General features: G+C 45.6%; 22 protein-coding genes and 1 pseudogene. 4 read left to right on the forward strand and 19 right to left on the reverse strand.

Annotated features, from left to right (window positions below; translation table 11 throughout):
- Positions 1-4 precede the first annotated feature (4 nt).
- Positions 5-1,168, forward strand: coding sequence for a hypothetical protein (locus tag BLP57_RS10910; protein WP_022427139.1), 1,164 nt, complete (start codon positions 5-7; stop codon positions 1,166-1,168).
- Here BLP57_RS10910 and BLP57_RS10915 read toward each other — a convergent pair.
- Both BLP57_RS10915 and BLP57_RS10920 read right to left on the reverse strand, forming a co-directional pair.
- The gene (locus BLP57_RS10915) at positions 1,138-2,034 is read right to left on the reverse strand and encodes an amidohydrolase family protein (RefSeq protein WP_022427140.1); all 897 of its coding nucleotides are present in this window, start codon (positions 2,032-2,034) and stop codon (positions 1,138-1,140) included. The two genes, BLP57_RS10910 and BLP57_RS10915, sit on opposite strands and share 31 nt — an antisense overlap.
- Complete coding sequence (locus BLP57_RS10920) at positions 2,034-3,194, reverse strand: alanyl-tRNA editing protein (protein WP_114001503.1); 1,161 nt, start codon at positions 3,192-3,194, stop codon at positions 2,034-2,036. The genes BLP57_RS10915 and BLP57_RS10920 overlap by 1 nt, the downstream gene beginning before the upstream one ends.
- Positions 3,195-3,335: 141 nt before the next feature.
- On the opposite strand from BLP57_RS10920, the gene BLP57_RS10925 reads away from it, so the two are divergent.
- Genes BLP57_RS10925 through BLP57_RS10935 form a run of 3 tightly spaced genes read left to right on the forward strand, consistent with a single transcriptional unit; the run spans position 3,336 to position 5,055 of the window.
- Positions 3,336-3,869: an RNA polymerase sigma factor gene (locus BLP57_RS10925; RefSeq protein ID WP_092071694.1), complete on the forward strand. Its 534-nt coding sequence runs from the start codon at positions 3,336-3,338 to the stop codon at positions 3,867-3,869.
- Complete coding sequence (locus BLP57_RS10930; RefSeq protein ID WP_021652819.1) at positions 3,870-4,364, forward strand: hypothetical protein; 495 nt, start codon at positions 3,870-3,872, stop codon at positions 4,362-4,364.
- A 4-nt stretch (positions 4,365-4,368) separates the two neighbouring features.
- Positions 4,369-5,055, forward strand: coding sequence for a hypothetical protein (locus tag BLP57_RS10935; RefSeq protein WP_092071697.1), 687 nt, complete (start codon positions 4,369-4,371; stop codon positions 5,053-5,055).
- Between the two features lie 61 nt (positions 5,056-5,116).
- On the opposite strand, the gene atpC is transcribed toward BLP57_RS10935, so the two are convergent.
- The 17 genes and pseudogenes from atpC to BLP57_RS11020 form a co-directional block, all read right to left on the reverse strand.
- A complete protein-coding gene (gene atpC / locus BLP57_RS10940; protein WP_015525582.1) occupies positions 5,117-5,524 on the reverse strand; it encodes an ATP synthase F1 subunit epsilon in 408 nt (135 codons plus the stop codon).
- 9 nt (positions 5,525-5,533) lie between these two features.
- The gene (gene atpD, locus BLP57_RS10945) at positions 5,534-6,931 is read right to left on the reverse strand and encodes a F0F1 ATP synthase subunit beta (protein WP_015525581.1); all 1,398 of its coding nucleotides are present in this window, start codon (positions 6,929-6,931) and stop codon (positions 5,534-5,536) included.
- A 5-nt stretch (positions 6,932-6,936) separates the two neighbouring features.
- Positions 6,937-7,827, reverse strand: a complete 891-nt coding sequence (gene atpG / locus BLP57_RS10950; RefSeq protein WP_022427144.1) for an ATP synthase F1 subunit gamma — start codon at positions 7,825-7,827, stop codon at positions 6,937-6,939.
- An 8-nt stretch (positions 7,828-7,835) separates the two neighbouring features.
- A complete protein-coding gene (gene atpA / locus BLP57_RS10955; protein WP_021652816.1) occupies positions 7,836-9,344 on the reverse strand; it encodes a F0F1 ATP synthase subunit alpha in 1,509 nt (502 codons plus the stop codon).
- 7 nt (positions 9,345-9,351) lie between these two features.
- Entirely contained in the window at positions 9,352-9,855 is a 504-nt protein-coding gene (gene atpH, locus BLP57_RS10960) for an ATP synthase F1 subunit delta (protein ID WP_015525579.1), read from the reverse strand.
- Complete coding sequence (atpF, locus tag BLP57_RS10965) at positions 9,836-10,336, reverse strand: F0F1 ATP synthase subunit B (protein ID WP_022427145.1); 501 nt, start codon at positions 10,334-10,336, stop codon at positions 9,836-9,838. Before atpF ends, atpH begins: the two co-directional genes overlap by 20 nt.
- A 50-nt stretch (positions 10,337-10,386) precedes the next feature.
- On the reverse strand, positions 10,387-10,605 hold the full coding sequence (atpE, locus tag BLP57_RS10970; RefSeq protein ID WP_021652814.1) for an ATP synthase F0 subunit C: 219 nt from the start codon (positions 10,603-10,605) through the stop codon (positions 10,387-10,389).
- A 63-nt stretch (positions 10,606-10,668) separates the two neighbouring features.
- The gene (locus BLP57_RS10975; protein ID WP_084449196.1) at positions 10,669-11,334 is read right to left on the reverse strand and encodes a F0F1 ATP synthase subunit A; all 666 of its coding nucleotides are present in this window, start codon (positions 11,332-11,334) and stop codon (positions 10,669-10,671) included.
- A 192-nt stretch (positions 11,335-11,526) separates the two neighbouring features.
- Positions 11,527-12,507, reverse strand: coding sequence for a biotin--[acetyl-CoA-carboxylase] ligase (locus tag BLP57_RS10980; protein WP_022427146.1), 981 nt, complete (start codon positions 12,505-12,507; stop codon positions 11,527-11,529).
- A gap of 276 nt (positions 12,508-12,783) precedes the next feature.
- A complete protein-coding gene (locus BLP57_RS10985; protein ID WP_015525576.1) occupies positions 12,784-13,770 on the reverse strand; it encodes a helix-turn-helix transcriptional regulator in 987 nt (328 codons plus the stop codon).
- 18 nt (positions 13,771-13,788) lie between these two features.
- The gene (locus BLP57_RS10990; protein ID WP_059086214.1) at positions 13,789-14,043 is read right to left on the reverse strand and encodes a hypothetical protein; all 255 of its coding nucleotides are present in this window, start codon (positions 14,041-14,043) and stop codon (positions 13,789-13,791) included.
- Between the two features lie 254 nt (positions 14,044-14,297).
- Positions 14,298-14,990, reverse strand: coding sequence for an LrgB family protein (locus BLP57_RS10995; protein WP_022427148.1), 693 nt, complete (start codon positions 14,988-14,990; stop codon positions 14,298-14,300).
- Positions 14,987-15,349, reverse strand: coding sequence for a CidA/LrgA family protein (locus BLP57_RS11000; RefSeq protein WP_092071701.1), 363 nt, complete (start codon positions 15,347-15,349; stop codon positions 14,987-14,989). The genes BLP57_RS10995 and BLP57_RS11000 overlap by 4 nt, the downstream gene beginning before the upstream one ends.
- A gap of 272 nt (positions 15,350-15,621) precedes the next feature.
- On the reverse strand, positions 15,622-16,089 hold the full coding sequence (locus BLP57_RS11005) for a metallophosphoesterase family protein (protein ID WP_092071704.1): 468 nt from the start codon (positions 16,087-16,089) through the stop codon (positions 15,622-15,624).
- A gap of 189 nt (positions 16,090-16,278) precedes the next feature.
- Positions 16,279-17,466: pseudogene (locus BLP57_RS11010) on the reverse strand (endonuclease Q family protein); the annotation flags it as partial.
- 189 nt (positions 17,467-17,655) lie between these two features.
- Complete coding sequence (locus BLP57_RS11015) at positions 17,656-18,996, reverse strand: MBL fold metallo-hydrolase (protein ID WP_242872616.1); 1,341 nt, start codon at positions 18,994-18,996, stop codon at positions 17,656-17,658.
- 84 nt (positions 18,997-19,080) lie between these two features.
- Positions 19,081-19,575 (reverse strand): GNAT family N-acetyltransferase, encoded by a 495-nt coding sequence (locus BLP57_RS11020; protein ID WP_015525566.1) that lies wholly within the window; start codon positions 19,573-19,575, stop codon positions 19,081-19,083.
- Positions 19,576-19,703 lie beyond the last annotated feature (128 nt).

The following is a 19,703-nucleotide window of genomic DNA, read 5'->3' on the forward strand; positions in this document are numbered from 1 at the left end:
ACAAATGAAAAAACTGTCTGCTGCATGTATGATTCTCGGCCTTTCCCTTTTTGCGGGAGGCTGCAGCAATGATCAGATCGATGATCATATTATTTCTCTTCAGGATAAAATTTCAGACGTTACTGCTTCAGATTCCACAGAACAGGAAGATCAGGAGCCTTCCACGGAAGAACGTGTTTATATGGATGAGCTTACCGGCACACTGCTGGATTTTGACGGTACACACCTGACGATTTCCAGCAATGGAGAAACCTATGTATTTGATGTTTCCCAGACAAGGCTTGAATGCAAATACGGCGTTGTATCCAGTGATCAGGTCAGTGTGATCTACCAGGGACAGCTTTCCGGAACAGATATCAGCGCCATTTCCCCCATCAAAATAACCGACAAATATCATAATGAAACTCCTCTGGAGGACCGCACTTTAAAGGGCAAAGTGAAATCACTCACCTCCAATGCCCTTGTGATAGTTACAGAAAAGGGAAATACCGTAACCTTCCCTGTCACCGGTGTCAGACAATACTACAAAAAAGGCATCAAGGCCGGCAAGTGGGTCTATGTCCATTTTCGCGGTAAATTCATCAACGAAACACTCGTGGGTGACAAGCAGTATGACGGCAGTTTCACAAAAGTGATCAGTGTCTCCGATACGGATCCACTGAAAGTACCTGCAGCAACTCCTACGCCTTCCCCTGAACCGAAAAAAAAAGAGCAGCATCTCCGTGCAAAGATCGTAAATGTCAGCACCGGCACAATGACTGTCATTCCGCAGACCACAGGATCGGAACTGACTGTTTCACTTTCCTCGGTTCCTGTATATTTCAAAGGAGGAATGGCTCCGGGATCTTATGTAAACATTATCTATACCGGTAAATTTAATGGTGAATCCACCAGCGGCATGAAGATCCGTGGAATCACCGGGGAGGATCCGGACATACTTTCAGTACGCAACATTACTTCTACTGTAACCGGCACGATCCTGGGCACAACCGCCAATACCGTGCTGCTCCAGACATACGACGGCGTAAAGATCCTCTGCAGCCGTGAAAACGTTCCGGACCTTTCCTCAAGCGGAATGGAAGAAGGTGCCGATCTCCGGGTTACTTTCAACCCTGCGAAATCACGCACCTCCAATATTTATACCTGTATTAAATTCGAAGACCCGTGACAGAAGATGGTACGGATCCTTTTTTCTCCATCTTCCATCCAGCTTCGTACTGCCTGCGTATCACCCAGTATATCAAAAAAAGCTCTGCTTTCATCCTGTACACCCTGGCCGTGAAGAACCTGATATGCACCGGCATCGCTTCCTACTGCCACATGAACCTTCTTTTCAAAAGCTTTCTTCAGATTCTGCTCGCCTGTCTTTATAATAGATGCAAGGATCGTATCTTCAAATCTGCCGCATCCTTTAAGATTCCGCACAGTTACAAGTGTCGGAACCCACACGCTTTCGCTGTCTGCCAGCATGGAAATCGTCTCATCATCCATATAGTTCCCATGCTCAATACTGTCAACACCAGCCTCCACTGCTGCCTGTACGCCATAGCATCCATTCGTATGGCTCATCACGGCAAATCCCTCTTCATGAGCAATATGTACCATTTCTTTCACATCCGTTGCTGAAAGCGGCGTTCCCGTAATTTTCCCGTGATCTGCAAAATCCAGAAGCCCTGTAGTCATGATCTTGATAAAATCCGCCCCTTCAGCGGCAGCTTCCAGAACTCTTCTGTGATATTCCTTCATGTCTGAAAAGCTTTTTCCAACGATCTTCCCGTAATGACCCTCTTTATAAATGGCAAAAACCGGTGTGCGATAGTCAATTTCATATTCCGGGGCCAATCTGGCAGCCCGTTTTGACACACCGTAATGATCTCCTCCGTCTCTCACAAAACGGATTCCTCTTTTCCGGTATTCCTCAAAATGAGCACGGATCAGTGTATCCCGGGGCCCGTTTTTCTGTGTCTCAACGGCTTTCCGGTAATCATAGCCATTGAGAAATATATGTGCATGACATTCCCCAAACATTTTCATCACTGTTCAAAAAAGTTTCGGATCTCTTTCTCAGATGCCTGCACCGATCCCTGTACAAAGAACGGCTTTCCGCCTCCGCGTCCGTTTAATTTCGCATTCATCTCTTTTGTAAACTGACGGAGATCGCCATCTTTTTCGCCCATTGCATACTTGTAGCTTCCGTCTGCATTTCCGGAAAATACCGCACAGCAGCCCTGGCAGGTCTGTGTCACGGCGTCTGCAAGCTTCCGCACACTGTCTGCATCCATTCCATCCATAAAGATGAGAACGCTTCCGCTTCCTGCATAACGCTCTGCCTCTTTCCGGCACATGTCGTCTACCAGCTGACCAACCTGTCCTTTCAGTCGGAAATTCTCTTCCTGAAGGCGTTCCACTGCCTGCGCAGTCTTATCCATTTTTGCGGAAAGCTTTACAGAAATCTGGTGGTTCTGGTCATTGACCATGTTCAGATAATCCAGCACACGTTTTCCGCAGATCATCTCAATACGGACACCTTCACGAAATTTTTCCACGGAAAGTAGCTTCACCATTCCGATCTCTCCGGTATGTGTCACATGAGTTCCGCAGCATGCACAGATATCCACCCCTGGAAATTCTACGATCCGCACCTGACCGGTGAGCTCTTTTTTGCTTCGGTAGTCGATCTTTTCCAGTTCCTCCGCTGTAGGATATATGATCTTTATCTGCGTATCTTCCCATATCTTTTGGTTTGTTTTCCGCTCGATCTCAGCAAGCTGCGCCTCATCCAACGGGCCATTCAGATCTATGGTAATGGTATCGCTTCCCATATGAAAGCCTACATTATCGTATCCGTAAGCCTCGTGGATCAGTCCGCTCACCATATGCTCACCGGAATGCTGCTGCATCAGATCAAATCTTCTTGCCCAATCGATGCGTCCCTGTACTTCTGTTCCGGCTTCCATCGGCTGATCTGTATAATGAAGAAGTTCTCCCTCTTTTTCATGCACTTCCTTTACTTTCACATCGTTGAGATATCCGGTATCGCTTGGCTGTCCGCCGCCCTCCGGGTAAAAAGCGCTCTCATCCAGAATGATATGAAAACCTTTTTTTGCTTCTCTGCACTCCAGGACTTTGGCTGTAAATTCTTTTTTATATACATCTTCATAATATAAACGTTTCGTCTCTGTCATTTGTCTCATCCTTTCTGCATCTCTGCTTTGACGACTTATAGTATAGACCAAATTTTCTCTCCCCGCTATATAAAAGCGGCATTTATCCAATGATTTACATATTTTTCTATAAAAGCTGAAGGCTTTCCTTCAGGTTCCGCGTTATAATAAATGAAGCGGGAAGAGAAGGGAGCTGATTGCATTACACGGGAAGAATATCTGGAATATCTGATACATACATACCAAAACTTAATATTTTCCATTTGTCTGAAATCGGTGGGCAATCCCTTTGACGCCGAGGATCTGACACAGGATGTTTTTCTTTCCGCCTACAAAAATCTCTCCCGTTTTGATGGCACCTACGAAAAAGCCTGGCTCAGCAAGATCGCAGTCAGAAAATGTCTGGATCATCTGAAAGCAGCCGGCAGACGTACCATTCCCACAGAGGACATCTATTTTAAACAGCTCCATGATAAAGAGTTTTCCCCGGAGGAGGCATTTCTGGACAAAGATTTCAAGGATCGGATCCGGCATTTATGTTCAGCGCTGAAAAGCCCCTACAGGGAGGTTGCCCTTGAGCATTTCTGCGAAGAAAAAACCGCCGCAGAAATTGCAAAAGCGCAGAATAAAAATATCAAAACAGTCCAGACGCAGATCTACCGGTCCAGATCTATGCTGAAAGCACTGCTGGAAAGGAGTGATTAGATGCACATACCACAGGATGAATTACAGAAATTCCAGGACGGAACCATGAATACGGATGAAATGATCCATTTTCTGGAGCATATGGAGCAATGTGACTTCTGTCTGGATGAACTTCTTCAGAATGAGGATGCCGCTTCTGAGTATGCTCCATCCTATCTGCAGGATGAAATTCTGAAAAAAGCAGCTTCTCCGGAAGTTCAGGTTTCCAGAAAAATACATGAAACTGCTTATTGGATGAAGCTTCTCTGTGCAGGCTTACGGACTGCCGTAGGCATGGGTGTTGCGCTGATCATGCTTTTTTCTGTATCTCAGACAGATTTTACGGCTCTTCATCCTTCACCGGAAACAAAAGTTAAGATTTCTTCATCCCTTGACATTGGTTCCGGCCTAAACCAGCTTTCCATGCAGGTAGGTTCCCAGCTCAGTGAACATTCTCAGAAGATCAGTAATAATCTGAACGATCTTACGAATAAAATTATAAACGGAGGCAAGTAAATTTATGAAAAAACAAAAACATGGTTTCTGGGTATTTATCTTTTCCCTGATCCCCGGTGCCGGGGAAATGTACATGGGATTTAAAAAACAGGGACTTAGCATTATGCTGCTGTTCTGGGGATCGATCGCACTGGCATCCATAACCGGTCTTGGATGGCTGGCCATGTTTCTCCCGGTGATATGGTTCTATAGTTTTTTTAATGTCCATAATCTGAAATCTCTGTCAGAAGAAGAATTCTACTCTGTAGAGGATAATTACATTCTTCACATGGATCAGTTTTCCGGTGATATGGGAAAATTCTTACAAAAACATCAGAGTGCAGCTGCATGGGTTCTGATCCTGTTTGGTATCTGCATCCTGTGGAGTCGTTTCACAAGTCTTCTGTACTTCATTGTACCGAATAATATGGCCGACTATGTATACAATATCTGCAACAGCCTTCCGCAGATCGTCATTGCTGCAGGTATCATTGCTGCAGGTATTTATCTTCTTACTCAGCAGAAAAAGAAGCTGAAACAGGAAAACGAAACAAAAGATGAACATTACTGGGAACCCTATCGTCCATATCAGCAGCTGACAGAAAAGCCTGTTCATACTTCTGATAACTCAGACAAAGATACAGCTTCTGAAGCTTCTTCCATTACTGATCCGGAAAATACCGAATCTGATCCTGCTTCATCCACAAAATAACAGAGAAAAAAAAGATCCACTGCCAGTTTCCTGACAATGGATCTTTTTATATGATTTAAATTTACTGCTTATGTGTTACTTTAAGACGTGTCATCGCTCTCGCAAGTGCCATCTGGTTCATATGATACTCCTGGATGCTCTGTTTCTGACGAAGCTGCTCTTCTGCACGTTCCTTTGCTTCCTGAGCACGGCGGATATCAATCTCGTCCGGACTCTCTACGCTGAGGCAGAACAGCTTGGCACGGTTATTGATCATCTCAACAAATCCGCTGCTCACAGCAAACACATACTCATTACCGTCAGCATCCTCAAAACGCATCTCACCGGGAATGATGGCAGCTACAACATTCGCATGATGGGCAAGAAATCCCTGCTCACCATCCACTGCCGGGATAATAAGCTTCTGAGCACGTCCTGCATAAGCCAGTTTATTGCTGGCATATATTTCCAGGCCAAATGTCTCACTCATAGCTGCTCCTTACTGCCGGTTCTCCTCGGCTTTTGCTTTTGCAATTACATCATCAATGGTTCCAACATTAAAGAATGCGTTCTCCGGATAATCATCCATCTCGCCGTCAATGATCGCCTTAAATCCGCGGATCGTCTCTTTCAGAGGTACATATTTACCTTTGATACCGGTGAAGTTCTCAGCTACATGGAACGGCTGGGAAAGGAACTTCTGGATCTTTCTTGCACGGAATACTGTCTGCTTATCTTCCTCTGAGAGCTCCTCCATACCAAGAATAGCAATGATATCCTGAAGTTCTTTATATTTCTGAAGGATCTCCTGTACTCTACGTGCAACCTCGTAATGTTCCTCACCAACAATATCTGCCTCCAGGATACGGGAAGTAGACTCAAGCGGATCTACGGCCGGATAAATACCCTGCTCAACGATCTTACGGGAAAGAACGGTTGTTGCATCCAGATGGGCAAATGTTGTTGCCGGAGCCGGGTCAGTTAAGTCATCGGCCGGTACATATACTGCCTGTACAGATGTAACAGAACCTTCCTTGGTAGATGCGATCCTCTCCTGAAGCTCACCCATCTCAGTTGCCAGTGTAGGCTGATATCCTACTGCGGACGGCATACGTCCAAGCAGAGCGGAAACCTCAGATCCTGCCTGTACAAAACGGAAGATATTATCAATGAAAAGAAGTACATCTCTGTGCTCCTGATCACGGAAATACTCTGCCATGGTAAGTCCTGTCTCAGCAACACGCATACGTGCTCCAGGCGGCTCGTTCATCTGTCCGAACACTAAGGCTGTCTTTTCAAGAACACCGGATTCCTTCATCTCTGTCCAAAGGTCATTACCCTCACGGGAACGCTCACCGACACCGGTGAAAATAGAATATCCACCATGCTCGGTAGCGATATTCTGGATCAGCTCCTGGATAAGGACTGTCTTACCAACACCGGCACCACCGAACAGACCGATCTTACCACCTTTTGCATATGGAGCAAGAAGATCGATAACCTTGATACCTGTTTCCAGGATCTCAACTGCCGGTTTCTGCTCCTCAAATGAAGGCGGATCACGATGGATGACCCAATGCTCTTCACCGTCCAGAGAATCACCGCCATCTACGGTATCTCCAAGAACGTTGAACAGACGACCAAGTGTTTTATCTCCAACCGGAACCTTGATACCGCTTCCGGTAGCTGTTACTTCTCTGTCTCGCTGCAGGCCCTCGCTGGCTCCCAGCATGATGCAGCGTACGATATTATTTCCAAGGTGCTGGGACACCTCCATAACGCATCTCTTACCGTTGTTCTCGACTTCAAGGGCATCCTTGATATCCGGAAGCTGTCCGTCTTCAAAAACAACGTCTACAACAGGTCCCATAACCTGTACGATCTTACCTTTATTCATAGTCATCACTTCCTTTTTTGTGCTTTAGCACCGCTGATAACCTCAGTGATCTCCTGGGTGATCGCAGCCTGACGTGCACGATTATACTGAATGGAAAGATCCTTCAGCATCGCCTTCGCACTATCTGTAGAGGACTGCATTGCTGTCATTCTCGCACTGTTCTCACTGGCATATGCCTCTACAAGACATCCATAGATCACACCTGTAAGGTAGTTGGGGATCATAGTATCCAGAAGCACATCTGCAGACGGAGATAACACGATCTCCTCCTGATAAATATCTGCCGGGATCTGACCCACCTTAAAATCAGCCTTTTTCAGCGGTAAAAGCTGCATATTCACATTTTCCATTGCCATCGCATTCAGCATCTGTGTATAGACAATGTGAATTTCATCCAGCTCTCTTTCAAGAAATGCCCGTACGATCTCTTCCGTGATAAGGCGTGCTCTGTGCATAGTCGGCTTCTGCACGGTATAATGAAAACCGCCGTCCATATCCACATCTCTCTTGCCGAAATACTGACGCCCTACCATACCAAGGACATACAGCTTGTGATGTCCCGGTACCTCTTCCATGAAATCTTCTGTCATTTTCTGTACATTATGATTGTATGCACCAGCCATACCTTTATCACCTGTAATGACAATGGTACCTACCTTTCTTTCATCCTTCGGAACAAGATGACGCTCACTGAAGAAAGGATGCTGGATGTCCGGCATATGACGGAGGATCCTGGCAATGGCAGCCTGCATATTATAGAAATATGGTTCCGTGTCCTGCAGGATCTTCTTGGCCTTCTGCATCTTGGAAGAAGAAATCATGTACATCGCATTGGTGATCTTCATGGTGTCCTGAATGCTTTTCATACGAGTCTGTATTTCTTTTGCATTTGCCATATCAACACCTACCTGCTCTTATCTCTGAATTCTTCTGCCGCCTTTACGATTTTCTCTACAAGCTCATCAGAGAGCTGCTTTGTAGTCTCGATCTCTTTGCCGATCTCAGGATATACATTATCAAAGTACTCCAGAAGATCCTTCTGATATTTCTTGATCTCTTTCTTTTCTACATCTACCATCAGCTTGTGAGTCGCAACGCAGAGAGTAATTACCTGCTGATGAAGACTTAACGGGCTGCAGAGCGGCTGTTTCAGAAGCTCCATCAGACAGCTTCCGTATTTCAGCTGTGCTGTTGTAGCCTCATCCAGATCTGAACTGAACTGGGTGAACACTTCCATCTCTCTGTACTGTGCCAGGTCGATACGTACACTACCGGAAGCTTTCTTCATAGCCTTGGTCTGTGCAGCACCACCAACACGGGATACGGAAAGACCAACATTGACTGCCGGACGCATACCTGAGAAGAACAGATCACTTTCCAGGAAGATCTGACCATCTGTGATGGAAATTACGTTTGTAGGAATGTATGCAGATACATCACCGGCCTGTGTCTCGATGATCGGAAGTGCCGTAATGGATCCGCCGCCTGCCTCTTCACTCAGACGGCTGGAACGCTCCAGAAGTCTGGAATGAAGATAGAATACGTCACCAGGATATGCCTCACGTCCCGGAGAACGCTCAAGCAGAAGTGACAATGCACGATATGCCACTGCATGCTTGGAAAGATCATCATATACGATCAGTACGTCTTTACCCTGATACATGAAATACTCTGCAAGAGCAGTACCAGCATAAGGAGCAATATACTGAAGCGGTGCACAGTCGCTGGCTGTTGCGGAGAATACGGTTGTATACTCCATTGCACCGTATTTTTCAAGATTGGAAACTACCTTTGCAACGGTAGAAGCTTTCTGTCCGATGGCAACATAGATACAGATCACATCCTTACCTTTCTGGTTGATGATCGTATCGGTTGCGATGGATGTTTTACCTGTCTGTCTGTCGCCGATGATCAGCTCTCGCTGTCCACGGCCGATCGGGAACATGGAATCAATGGAAAGGATTCCTGTTTCCAGAGGTACAGTTACAGACTTACGGTCGATGATTCCAGGAGCCGGGTTCTCGATCGGGCGATATTCCTCTGCCTGGATCTCTCCCTTTCCATCAATAGGCTCACCAAGTGCGTTCACGATTCTTCCGATAAATTTATCCCCTACCGGAATACCTGCCTGCTTGCCAGTTCTGGCAACCTTGGTGCCTTCCTTGATTCCTGTATCCTTTCCGAAAAGAATACATCCCATGCTGTTGGCACGGACATCCTGTACCATACCTTTCAGACCATTCTCGAAGGTCACGACCTCACCGTACATGGCATGATCGATGCCATAAACAGTTGCGATACCATCTCCCACGGAGATGACAGTGCCTACTTCCTGGTCCTTGCTGATTTCGTCATAGTTCTTTATTTCTTCCTTGAGAATCGAAATGATTTCATCTGGATTTATTGCACCCAATTCAATTTCACCTCCGGGTTAATTTCTGTTTCAGTTTCTTATAACGTCCGATGAGGCTCCAGTCGTACTCACGATCTCCTGCCCTGAGAACAAATCCACCTACAAGGCTTTTATCCTCTGTAAGGGTAAGTTCCACTTCTCTGGCAGAAAACTGGCTACGGAGAAACTCCTTCATCTTATTTTCCTGCTCTTCGGCAGGACGTGTTACATAAAGAAGCTCTGCCTTGAGAATTCCTTTCTGTTCCCGGCTGTAAGCATCATAAGCTTCAAGGATCTCTCCGATTCTGTCAATCTTCTGATACTTACACGTTACTTTAAGAAAACTCTTCATTTCCTGCGGAAAAACCCGCTCTATTACCTGTTCTTTTTCTTTGAGGGAAACAAGTGGATTTTCAAGCATCTTACCTATCTCAGGTGTATTCTTAAAAATCCTTCCTGTTTCGCAGATTGCCTCCCCCGGGACAGAAAGACCGTATAATGCTTTTGCATAATTAATGGACGTCTCTGTCATGAGGATCACCTGCTCCTTCTAAAAACTGGTCATATAGGGACATATCCTGTGCTTCGTCGTTCTTTTTTCCCATGATTCTGGATGCTGCATCCATTGCCAGCTCAGCCACTTTGCCTTCCATCGCTTTCATAGCAGCTTCCTGCTCAGTGCTGATATCTCTTCTTGCTTTCTCAAGAATCTGACCAGCCTGATCATTAGCTCTCTTCACGATGCTGTCTGCCTGTACTTTTGCCTCGTCCTTAGCCTGCTCTACAATACTGAAGGATTCCTCCTTCGCAGATTTCAGTGCATCCTCATACTGTCCTTTCAGCTGGTTTGCTTCAGTAGTTGTCTTCTCTGCTGAAGCAAACTGCTCATCGATCATAGCTTTTCTCTTCTCCATAACACCAATGATCGGGCCGAAAAGGAACTTCTTCATTAAAAGATAAAGAACGATCAGGTTTATAATAGTAAAGACAAGGTTGATATCAATTTTAATCACCTGGTCCACCTGCCTCTCTTAATCCTGAATTAGTATCTCGTCTTTACCTATTAGCCAAGCATGATGATGATCAGAAGACCGATTACGAAACCGTAAATAGCTGTTGCCTCTGCAAGAGCACATCCAAGAAGAAGTGCTTTACTGATCTTGCTCTCTGCCTCTGGCTGTCTTGCGATAGCTTCTACTGCTTTAGATGTTGCAAGACCGATACCAATACCTGCTCCAATACCTGTAAGAACTGCGATAGCTGCACCAATTGCGATTAACATAGTTTTTTCCTCCTGTAAAATACAATTTTTTTCATTTTTAGATCAAGCGGATCTTCCGCTTCACTACTCAATTGCTTCCTTAATGAACAAGGATGTTAAGAATACAAATACATACGCCTGTATGAATCCGTCGAAGAAATCAAAATACAGGCTGAATGGTATGGGAAGAATGGCCGGACAAACAAACTCCAGCAGCTTCATAACTACGAAGCTTCCCAGAACATTACCGAACAACCGCATGCAGAGAGATGTAGGTCTGATCGCTATTTCCAGAATGTTGATCGGAAGCATGATCGGAACCGGCTCCGCAAAGCTTTTCAGGAAACCCTTCAGTCCCCTTTTATGAAAGCCTGCATACTCGATCAGAATAATGCTCATCAGCGCCAGCGCAATGGTAACATTCATGTCCTTCGTTGGTGGTGTAAAACCAAATACGCCTGCGATATTGGCTATTCCGATGTAAATTACGGTTGACATCAAATAAGGCACATACTGTTTGCCTTCTTCTCCAAGGATACCCATGAAGAAATCCTGAAGAAAACTTACCCCGGTCTCCAGAAGCAGCTGCTTCTTACCCGGATTTTCCACACTGAGATTCCGAACTAAGATCAGAGACAGAATCACAAGAACCGCCATGATGACCCATGTGACTACCACGCATTCTGCAATTGGTATTCCACCAAACGCCGGAATGGTAAAGGCTGTCTTACTGTTTAGTTCTTCTGCCAGTGTACTTGATAAATCTCCCGTTTTTCTCCCTCCTTTTCTCTTGGCGCTGATCGTATCTTTTTATAATTGGTATGACCACGCCTTGTAGTTGACTTTATTTTACTCCGCATTTCCAGAATGTCAATATTATTTTTGCCTGTTTTGCACAAAAAAAGAATCTGTTTTTTATACAAAATATACAATTCATTTCAATTAACCTTGATCCGACTTCCTGCGTACAGATACTTCTCCATAAGAAAGCAGGGTTTCTGAACCATCCTGTTCTCTCACAAGAAGCCTTCCATCTGGTGCTATGGATTCTGCATAAGCTTCCCTTGTACACTGTCCGTCTGTGATCACGATCATGTTTCCAGGAATGATATTATTTTCTGTATATTCTCTGGAAAGTCCCGGAGTCTCCACTTCCATGAGAAGCTGATTGACGATCTCCGCCACAAGAATACTGCAGTTTATATGCTCTGCGTCATTCCTGTTTTCAAATAATGCTCCAGCCGTTTCCTGTATATCTTCAGGAAACCCATCTTCCGGCATATACAGATTCAAACCAATTCCTACAACTGCAAACTCAATGTTCCCGCTTTCAAAATCTGTAACAGCCTCTGTCAGTATCCCACACACTTTCTTATTATGAAGATACAGATCATTGACCCATTTGATCCCAAGGTCGATCCCGCAGATTTTCTTCACTGCACGGCACACTGCAGTTGCCGCCGCTGTAGTGATCAGGAGTCCTTCCTTCAGAGTTCGGTCAGGTCTTAGAACGATACTCATATAAAGTCCTGCATTTTCAGGAGAATAAAAACTTCGGCCTCTTCGGCCTCTTCCGCTTTTCTGTCTGCGCGCCAGTATCAGTGCACCATGACCTGCTTCTCCTGAAAATGCAGCCTCCTTGGCTGCCCGGTTTGTAGAATCCAGTTCTCTGTATATTTTTACAGGGACATCCGGATGATCGAGGTAAAGCCGTATTCCTTCTTCCGATAAACGGCTGCCTCCTCGAAGCACATAGCCTTTGTTTGGTCCAGCTTCTATGGTATATCCCTCTTCACGAAGGGATTTCACAGCTTTCCAGATGGCTGCCCGTGTGCAGTTTAGTTCTGCTGCTGCCGCCTCTCCGGATATCAGTTCATTCTCGTGCTGCTCCAGAAGCTTCAGCATTCTTGCTTTTACAGTCATATCTTCACCGTCCGTAATCTGCCTGAAATGGCAAAATTTATTCCCTCCTAAGAGTCGAAAGCATTATAGCACTTAAGCATCGCGATGTCTATTATCTTTTTTACATATGCTATCTATATTATTTTTATATTTCAGATGCAGCTATTATATGATTTTTCTCATTTTTGTCTGTTTTCATTTATTTTTTTATATATTATTTCTGTTGAAAACCTGCAGACTCAGGAGTGAATTTTCCTGAATCTTTATTATATACAGATTTTCTTTATCATATATTTATCATTTGTAATTAGAAAGACTTTTCTCAAGAAATTCCCGGTACTTATCGCGAACCTCATCCGGTGATGCGATCACCGCATCCGGGCCAAGACTGGCTATCCAGCCAAAGAACTGGTCACTGATATTTACACGAACCAGTGTTTTGAAATGTTCAGGATCCTTCCTGTGTATCATAATATCTCTGCCAAACCGATCCAGCACCACCCCGACCAAGCGGTTATGTGCTTCCAGACATATGGTTACTTCTCTGCCGCCAAACATCCCGAAGGTCCTGGATGTCAGCTCCCCTATATCATAATTCTCAAAAAATTCTCTGCCGCGTCGCACCTCCTTCTCTATACGGATCTGCTGGAGCTTATCTACCTGATACTGCTTAACCCTTCCACACTTCTCGTCGTAAGTGATCAGATAATACTCCTCATTCTGCCATACAAGTCCCCAGGGACTGACCGAATATCGTTCTCCCTCATTCTCCGGACGCAGCTTCTTCTCCACAGTCCATTCACAATATTGAAAAGAAATCTGCCTGTCCTCAGTTAATGCACGCTGGATCATATCAATACTGTAATACACATTCTCGTTTATAGTCCGGATACGGTTCTCTGCAAATCCCTGTCGCCGCAGCTGTCTGGACTCATAAACACTGGCAAGGCTCTCCAGCTTCCTGATCAGCTGTCGGGATTTCCCATTGGTGATACATCTGGAGGACTGTACTGCATCCACCAGAAGTCTCAGCTCCGGAAGCTCAAATTCCCGACTGGCAAGATAAAAACCGGCCGGGTGCTCCCGCCGGTTCAGGATATCCATTCCAAAATTCCGCAGGGTTTCAATATCATCATAGACAGTCTTACGCTCTGCACTGATCCCCAGACTATTCAGATAGGCGATCAGCTCCTTCACAGACATCGGATGCTCTTCGTCCGTCTGCTCCAGAAAAATGCGCATCAGATATAAAATTTTAATCTTCTGGTTAAAGACCCTTGGCATCCTTTCTCCTCCGTTCTGCTACTTGTCTGTCAGTGATGCTACCACTGCAAAATATAATACCATGAATGACAATACAACAGCAACGATATCTGCTCCGCGGAAATCAAAATTAAACAGCATCGCCCCGCCAAGCATGATCTCCATTGTAAGAAGTGCGCCCAGTACCATTGCCATTCCTGAGGAAAGCTTCTGTCTGCCGCAATGTCCGTTCTCAGCTTCCACATATCTTCCTTCTGCCAATACTGCCTTCCTGCTGCTCTCTGTATTCCACATAAGATCCATCCTCCCTGTCCTATGTTCGTCTCACGATTTATCGAACATATTTTCCAAACATATTTTCTGTATGTTTGCATTATAGCTCATTTTTAGTCCAATAAAACGGTACAAATATGGTTTTTCCGAACATTTGTTTATTTTATACAAAAATATGTTCGTCTTTAAGATCCACAAAAAAAGCCTGCCGTAAACGACAGACTTGTAAAATGTGACACTTTGAAAGGGCATTTGAAATCCTATGATATCTGCTTTTACATCATTCCCGCAAACACAGACGCTCCTACAACCGTAAGCAATCCGGCTACGGCAATGGCAAGGCTGCTCATGGCTCCTTCTACCGGGCCAAGCTCCATGGCTTTGGCTGTTCCGATAGCATGGGCAGATGTTCCAAGTCCAAGACCTCTTGCGATCGGCTCCTCGATCTTTGCGATCTTGTAGACAACCTCTGCGAGCATATTTCCCAGAACTCCTGTGATGATGATCACGGCAACGGTGATGGTCACGATACCGCCAAGCTCCTCGGAAACACCCATTCCGATGGCAGTTGTAATAGACTTCGGAAGCATAGTGACATATTCCTGATGATCAAAGCCAAACAATTTCGCCATAAGCAGAATGCTGCAAAGCCCGGCCAGCGTTCCGGAAAAGATCCCGGCAGCCACTGCCTTGAGATTTTTTTTCAGCAGATGGATCTGCTCATAAAGGGGCACTGCCAGACAGACTGTTGCCGGGGTCAGCAGATAGCTGATATATTTTCCACCTTCATTGTAATCATCATAATCAATATGGAAGATCAAAAGAACACCGATAACACAGATGATCGAGATCAAAAGCGGATTAAAGATCGCCATTTTAAACTTCTTTTTCAGGATCAGACCGATCTCATAGGCGATCAGACTTATCATTGCTCCGAAAAATGCGGAGTTTTTTATGAATTCCATCATTTTTCAGTTCCTCTCTTTCCCATACGGATCACTCCCTGTGTTACTTTTCCTGTTACGACCATTACGATCACCGTGCTGATAAACGTCATGATGAGAACCGGTACACAGATCGGTTTCAGAGTACTCCAGGCTGTGATCAGTCCCGCACCAGCCGGCACAAACATCACCGGCATGATCTCAACCAGAAAATCTGCCGCACCTTTGACCTGATCCAGCTTCAGAATACCTGTGAGCAAAGTCACCAGCATAATGATCAATCCATAGACACTGGCCGGTACCGGAAGTGGAAGAAAGGTTTTCAGTAGTTCTCCAATGACGGAAATCAACAGGATGATGCTAAACTGCTGCACATGCTTCATGTTGCATCCCTCCTGATTCATGTAAAGCACATATTCACATTTTGCTTTACTGTATACTCATGAACGCAGCTGCATTCACAGTCTGCGCTCAAACGAATTTTTCAAAAGTGGTAAGACCACTTTTGTTTTAAACGTTTTTTAATTATACGCTACAAATCCAAAATTACAAGGATTGTATCCAATAAAATACAAAAAATCCTTTTATGCATCAGCGTATTCCAGTAATCTACAGAAACGGATCTGCATAAAAGGATCTATAAACAGGGTTATGATCATTTCCTGGAATTTTCCGCCAAAGTGATTTTTTCTACCTGATATTTGCCATCCTCCACAGTCATCACCGCCATGGTAACCTCTCCGCCAAAACGGCTTCTTCCACAGCTTCCCGGATTCAGCCACAGTCTGCCATCGATCATCTTCTCAAAATATTTGTGAGTATGCCCGAAGATGACCACCTGTGTGTCCCCCAGCTCCCACGCAACGTCTTTTTTGTTATGAACCATAAAAAATTTCACGCCGCCAATGGTAAAGCTTAGACTGGTGCGGAGATTTTCCGCCCAGTCTTTATCATTATTTCCACGGACCACATAGAGATTCCCCATGGAACGCAGTACATCCAGGATCTCATCTTTATTGACATCTCCGGCATGAAGAATGTATTTGCAGTCTTTTAAGATTTCCAGTACCTCCGGCCGCAAAAGACCGTGAGTGTCTGATATAATGCCGATTTTTTCTTTCATGATCTCTATCCTGCTCCAATCCTTTATCATTATCGCCTTTTACCTTTTGCAGCTCACGCTATGACCGGCAATACTCTTCACAATACATAAATATTTAACAGCTGCTTCTTTTCACACCATTTCAGAAATTTTCTTAATTGGATCAAGCCGATATTCGCAATCCCGCAGAGGACTTACCTGATTCGCTTAAAACAATTCTATTTTTCCATATTCTCCGTCAGATCCCGGTTTCCGCACCACTTCTCCTGCACGGAGCCGCCGGATGCCTTCCGCCAGAACTTCTCCGCCGGCTTTTCGGATATCTTCCGGCGGAACCTCTCTCAATATGGTAAATTCCGCACCCAGTTTCTCAAGCAGCGCCTCGTACTGTCCCTGAACTTTTTTGCTTGCCGTGGAAAATCCCACACATGCGGAGATCACCTCCAGCAGCGGCATCAGGCTTTCATATGGGCGGCCGCTTTCCGGCATGGCCGCTGAACTCTCATCACGGTCAGATAACTGCAGGATCCGGTGATCCACACCCATGGTCAGCTTCTTTCCGCAGACCGGGCAGATACCGTTATACATTTCTGCTTCTTTCGGGCTCAAGCACACGCCGCACTTCCGGTGCCCGTCAAAATGATACTTTCCTTCTTCCGGAAAAAATTCAATCGTCCCTTCAAGCCCCTTTCCGTTCTGCACTGCATCCCACAATCCCTGATAGGAAAGCTCTATATCCAGAAGATCCGCTTCCCTTCCCAGCTTCGACGGTGAATGTGCATCCGAATGGGACACCAGCTGATAGCCATCCAGCGCCGAGATCTGCCAGTTCATCGCCGGATCTGAAGAAAGTCCTGTCTCCAGGGCATGGATGTAAGGTGTCAGTTCTTCAAAGCATTCTTCTATGGTGTCAAATCCGGACTTCGCTCCAAACAGGGAAAAATGTGGGGTCCAGATATGAGCCGGGATATAGATACCCTCCTCACTGACCTCCAGCATTATTTCCAGAAGATCATGGCAGGGCAGCCCCAAAATAGGACGTCCGTCTGAATGGATATTTCCGATCTTTTCCAGCCTTGCGGCAAAAGCATCTGCCTCATTGAATCCCGGAAGCAGGATCAGGCTGTGCACCTTCCTGGTTTTTCCGCCTTTTTTATAGATGGAACTGATCTCACCGGACAGTACGAACCTGGGTGCTTTTCCCGGATAATGCGCTGCCTCCGGCAAAACATATTCATCTTTCAGCCGGAACAGTCCCTGTTCTGCAGGGATCAGCTTCGCCTTCAACTCCTGCCGCCAGATGGGATGTGTCATATCTCCGGTTCCAAGGAGTGTAATCCCTTTTTTCCGCGCCCAGAGATCCAGCATCTCCGGCGTGCCATCTTTGCTGGTTGCCATGGAATATCTGGAATGTATGTGCAGGTCTGCGATCTGTTTCAAAACTTTTCCTCCTGTATCATCTTTTCCTCTGTCCACATGTACATCCTGTCTTTTTAACAAAAACGCAGACAAAGAAATTACCGTCTTCTTTGTCTGCCTGAATGACCGGATCGTATATAACTCACCAGAAATCCATCTGTAACATGATCAGATATCTTTATAATACGATGGTGATATCACATCATACTCCCTGCAGGAGCATCCGTTCTCATAGCTGTCACAGCAATCACAGTTGGAACAATACATATGCGTGTCATTAATATAAAATAAACCGCCGTACTGCATGGAAGTGCGCTGATTCTTGGATTTCTTCTTGCTGTTGTCGTAGTAGGCTCCGTTGGGGATCATCATATTCTCCGGGGAGAAGCTGCTGAAATCAAAGAAATGGGATTCCGTACCATGATGTGGTACCTTGATACACCAGTAATGCTCATGAAGCGGAATCCTCCCATCATAGTTTTCTGCGATCATCCTCATGTACTGTGGCTGTACATCTCCGGTAAACAGAAGATTCAGCTCTCCGTCGCCGGTATTCTGAAATGCCAGACTGATCTTGTGGCGGAACTGACGCAGAAAATGCCCCTGTTTTTCCGCACTTTCCAGAAGTGCCTGAAATTCTCCGGTTGCCTGTAATTCACGGAATTTCTTTTCCAGCTTTTCCGGTTTAAGGCGACGTGCTCTCTCTTTTTCAGCTTCTTCCGGAGCCTCTGCTGTATCCTCAGCTGCTGTGCCTGTATCTTCCATTATAAGCTCCAGCTTCTCCTGCGTATATCCTTCGTTTTCCCCACCAGGCTCTGTCTGTCCTGTCAAAGAGCGCTCGGATCCCTCTGTATCCTCTTCCACCAAAGATGCCTCAGACAGTGGAGCAGATTTCTGCTCTGCTTCCGGCATCTCCTCTGTCATGGACAGAAACAGCTGACGTACCTCCTCCGCAATGTTCACAAGCTCGGTCATTGCGTTTTCATGATTCTCGATCAGGGAATTAAATACGTCCTCCGTTTCCCGGCTGACTTCCCTGAGATCCGGCCAGAGCACTGTATATTTTCCCTCAAACTCTGAGCCTCTGGATAAAAGGTCGATCTTTACCCTTCTGGCGCAAAGAGCTTCTGCAAGGGCAAAAAGGCTGACACGTCTTCCGGGAAGGCTGGCCTTTTTTGTCACATCCGCAAGGAGCAGAAGCGCCAGTGTGTATTTCATTTCCGGACCGGAAAATACATCCGGAAGATAGATCTTTTCAAATTCGTAGGCATCTCTTCGGTAACGCATCATATAAAGCAATCCGGAAACATGGTCCGGATGAAAATGTGTCAGAAGCAGATTTTTTTTGCGGATGGTAGTAAGATCTGAGATGATCACATCAAAGACCTCCCTCCGTGGCCGCCCTTCGATCTTGCTGTTGGCTGCCCCGAAATCCACAAGCAGGCTGCTTTTTCTGTCACGGATACAGAAACAGTCCCCGAACCCCACATTGTACATTCGTATTCTCATTTATTTTTCCTCTGGTTTCTTATTCAGCTGACCTTTGTTTCTGCAGCTGACTCTTCTTTTTTCTTCTGTTACTGTCTTCATTTCTCAGAACCAGATCTGCATATCATACCAGGTTGCTCCGCCATGACAAGAATCTGCCACACCCAGTTTCTTCAGTCCGTGGCTCTCATAGAATGGGATCATATGCTCCTTGCAGGTAAGGATCAGAGCTTTTTTTCCGCGCTCTTTCGCAAGCTCCTTAAAATATTCCACAAGCTCTCCTGCGATCCCCTGATGACGGTATTCCGGGATCACATTCAGTCCGAATACCGTCTGGATCTCCCCGTCCTTTCTGTGAAGCGTGATATCATGATAAAATTCATCCGGGAGTACTGGTTTATCTGTGGTTCCTCCGTTGATAAAGCCTACGATCTGCTCATCCTTTACTGCTACAACGAAATTCTCCGGGAATGCTCCCATACGCTTCACAACTTCCTCATGACTTGCTGCCTCCGCAGGTGGAAAACAGATTGCCTCGATCTCTGCCAGACGGTCCGCCTCACCAGGATCTGCCAGTCTGATCTGTAAATTTTCTGCCATTTTTTGTGTTCTCCTCTATATTTATTCCGTTTTCATCCGGTTTCGATTCTTTTTTAATTATATCGGGTGAGGGAAAATGCGTCAACGTGTAACCTGCAAAAAAGCCCTCAGTATTCGCACTACTGAGG

Source organism: Blautia sp. SF-50 (assembly GCF_900101315.1).
In the GTDB taxonomy this organism is placed as follows: domain Bacteria; phylum Bacillota; class Clostridia; order Lachnospirales; family Lachnospiraceae; genus Blautia_A; species Blautia_A fusiformis.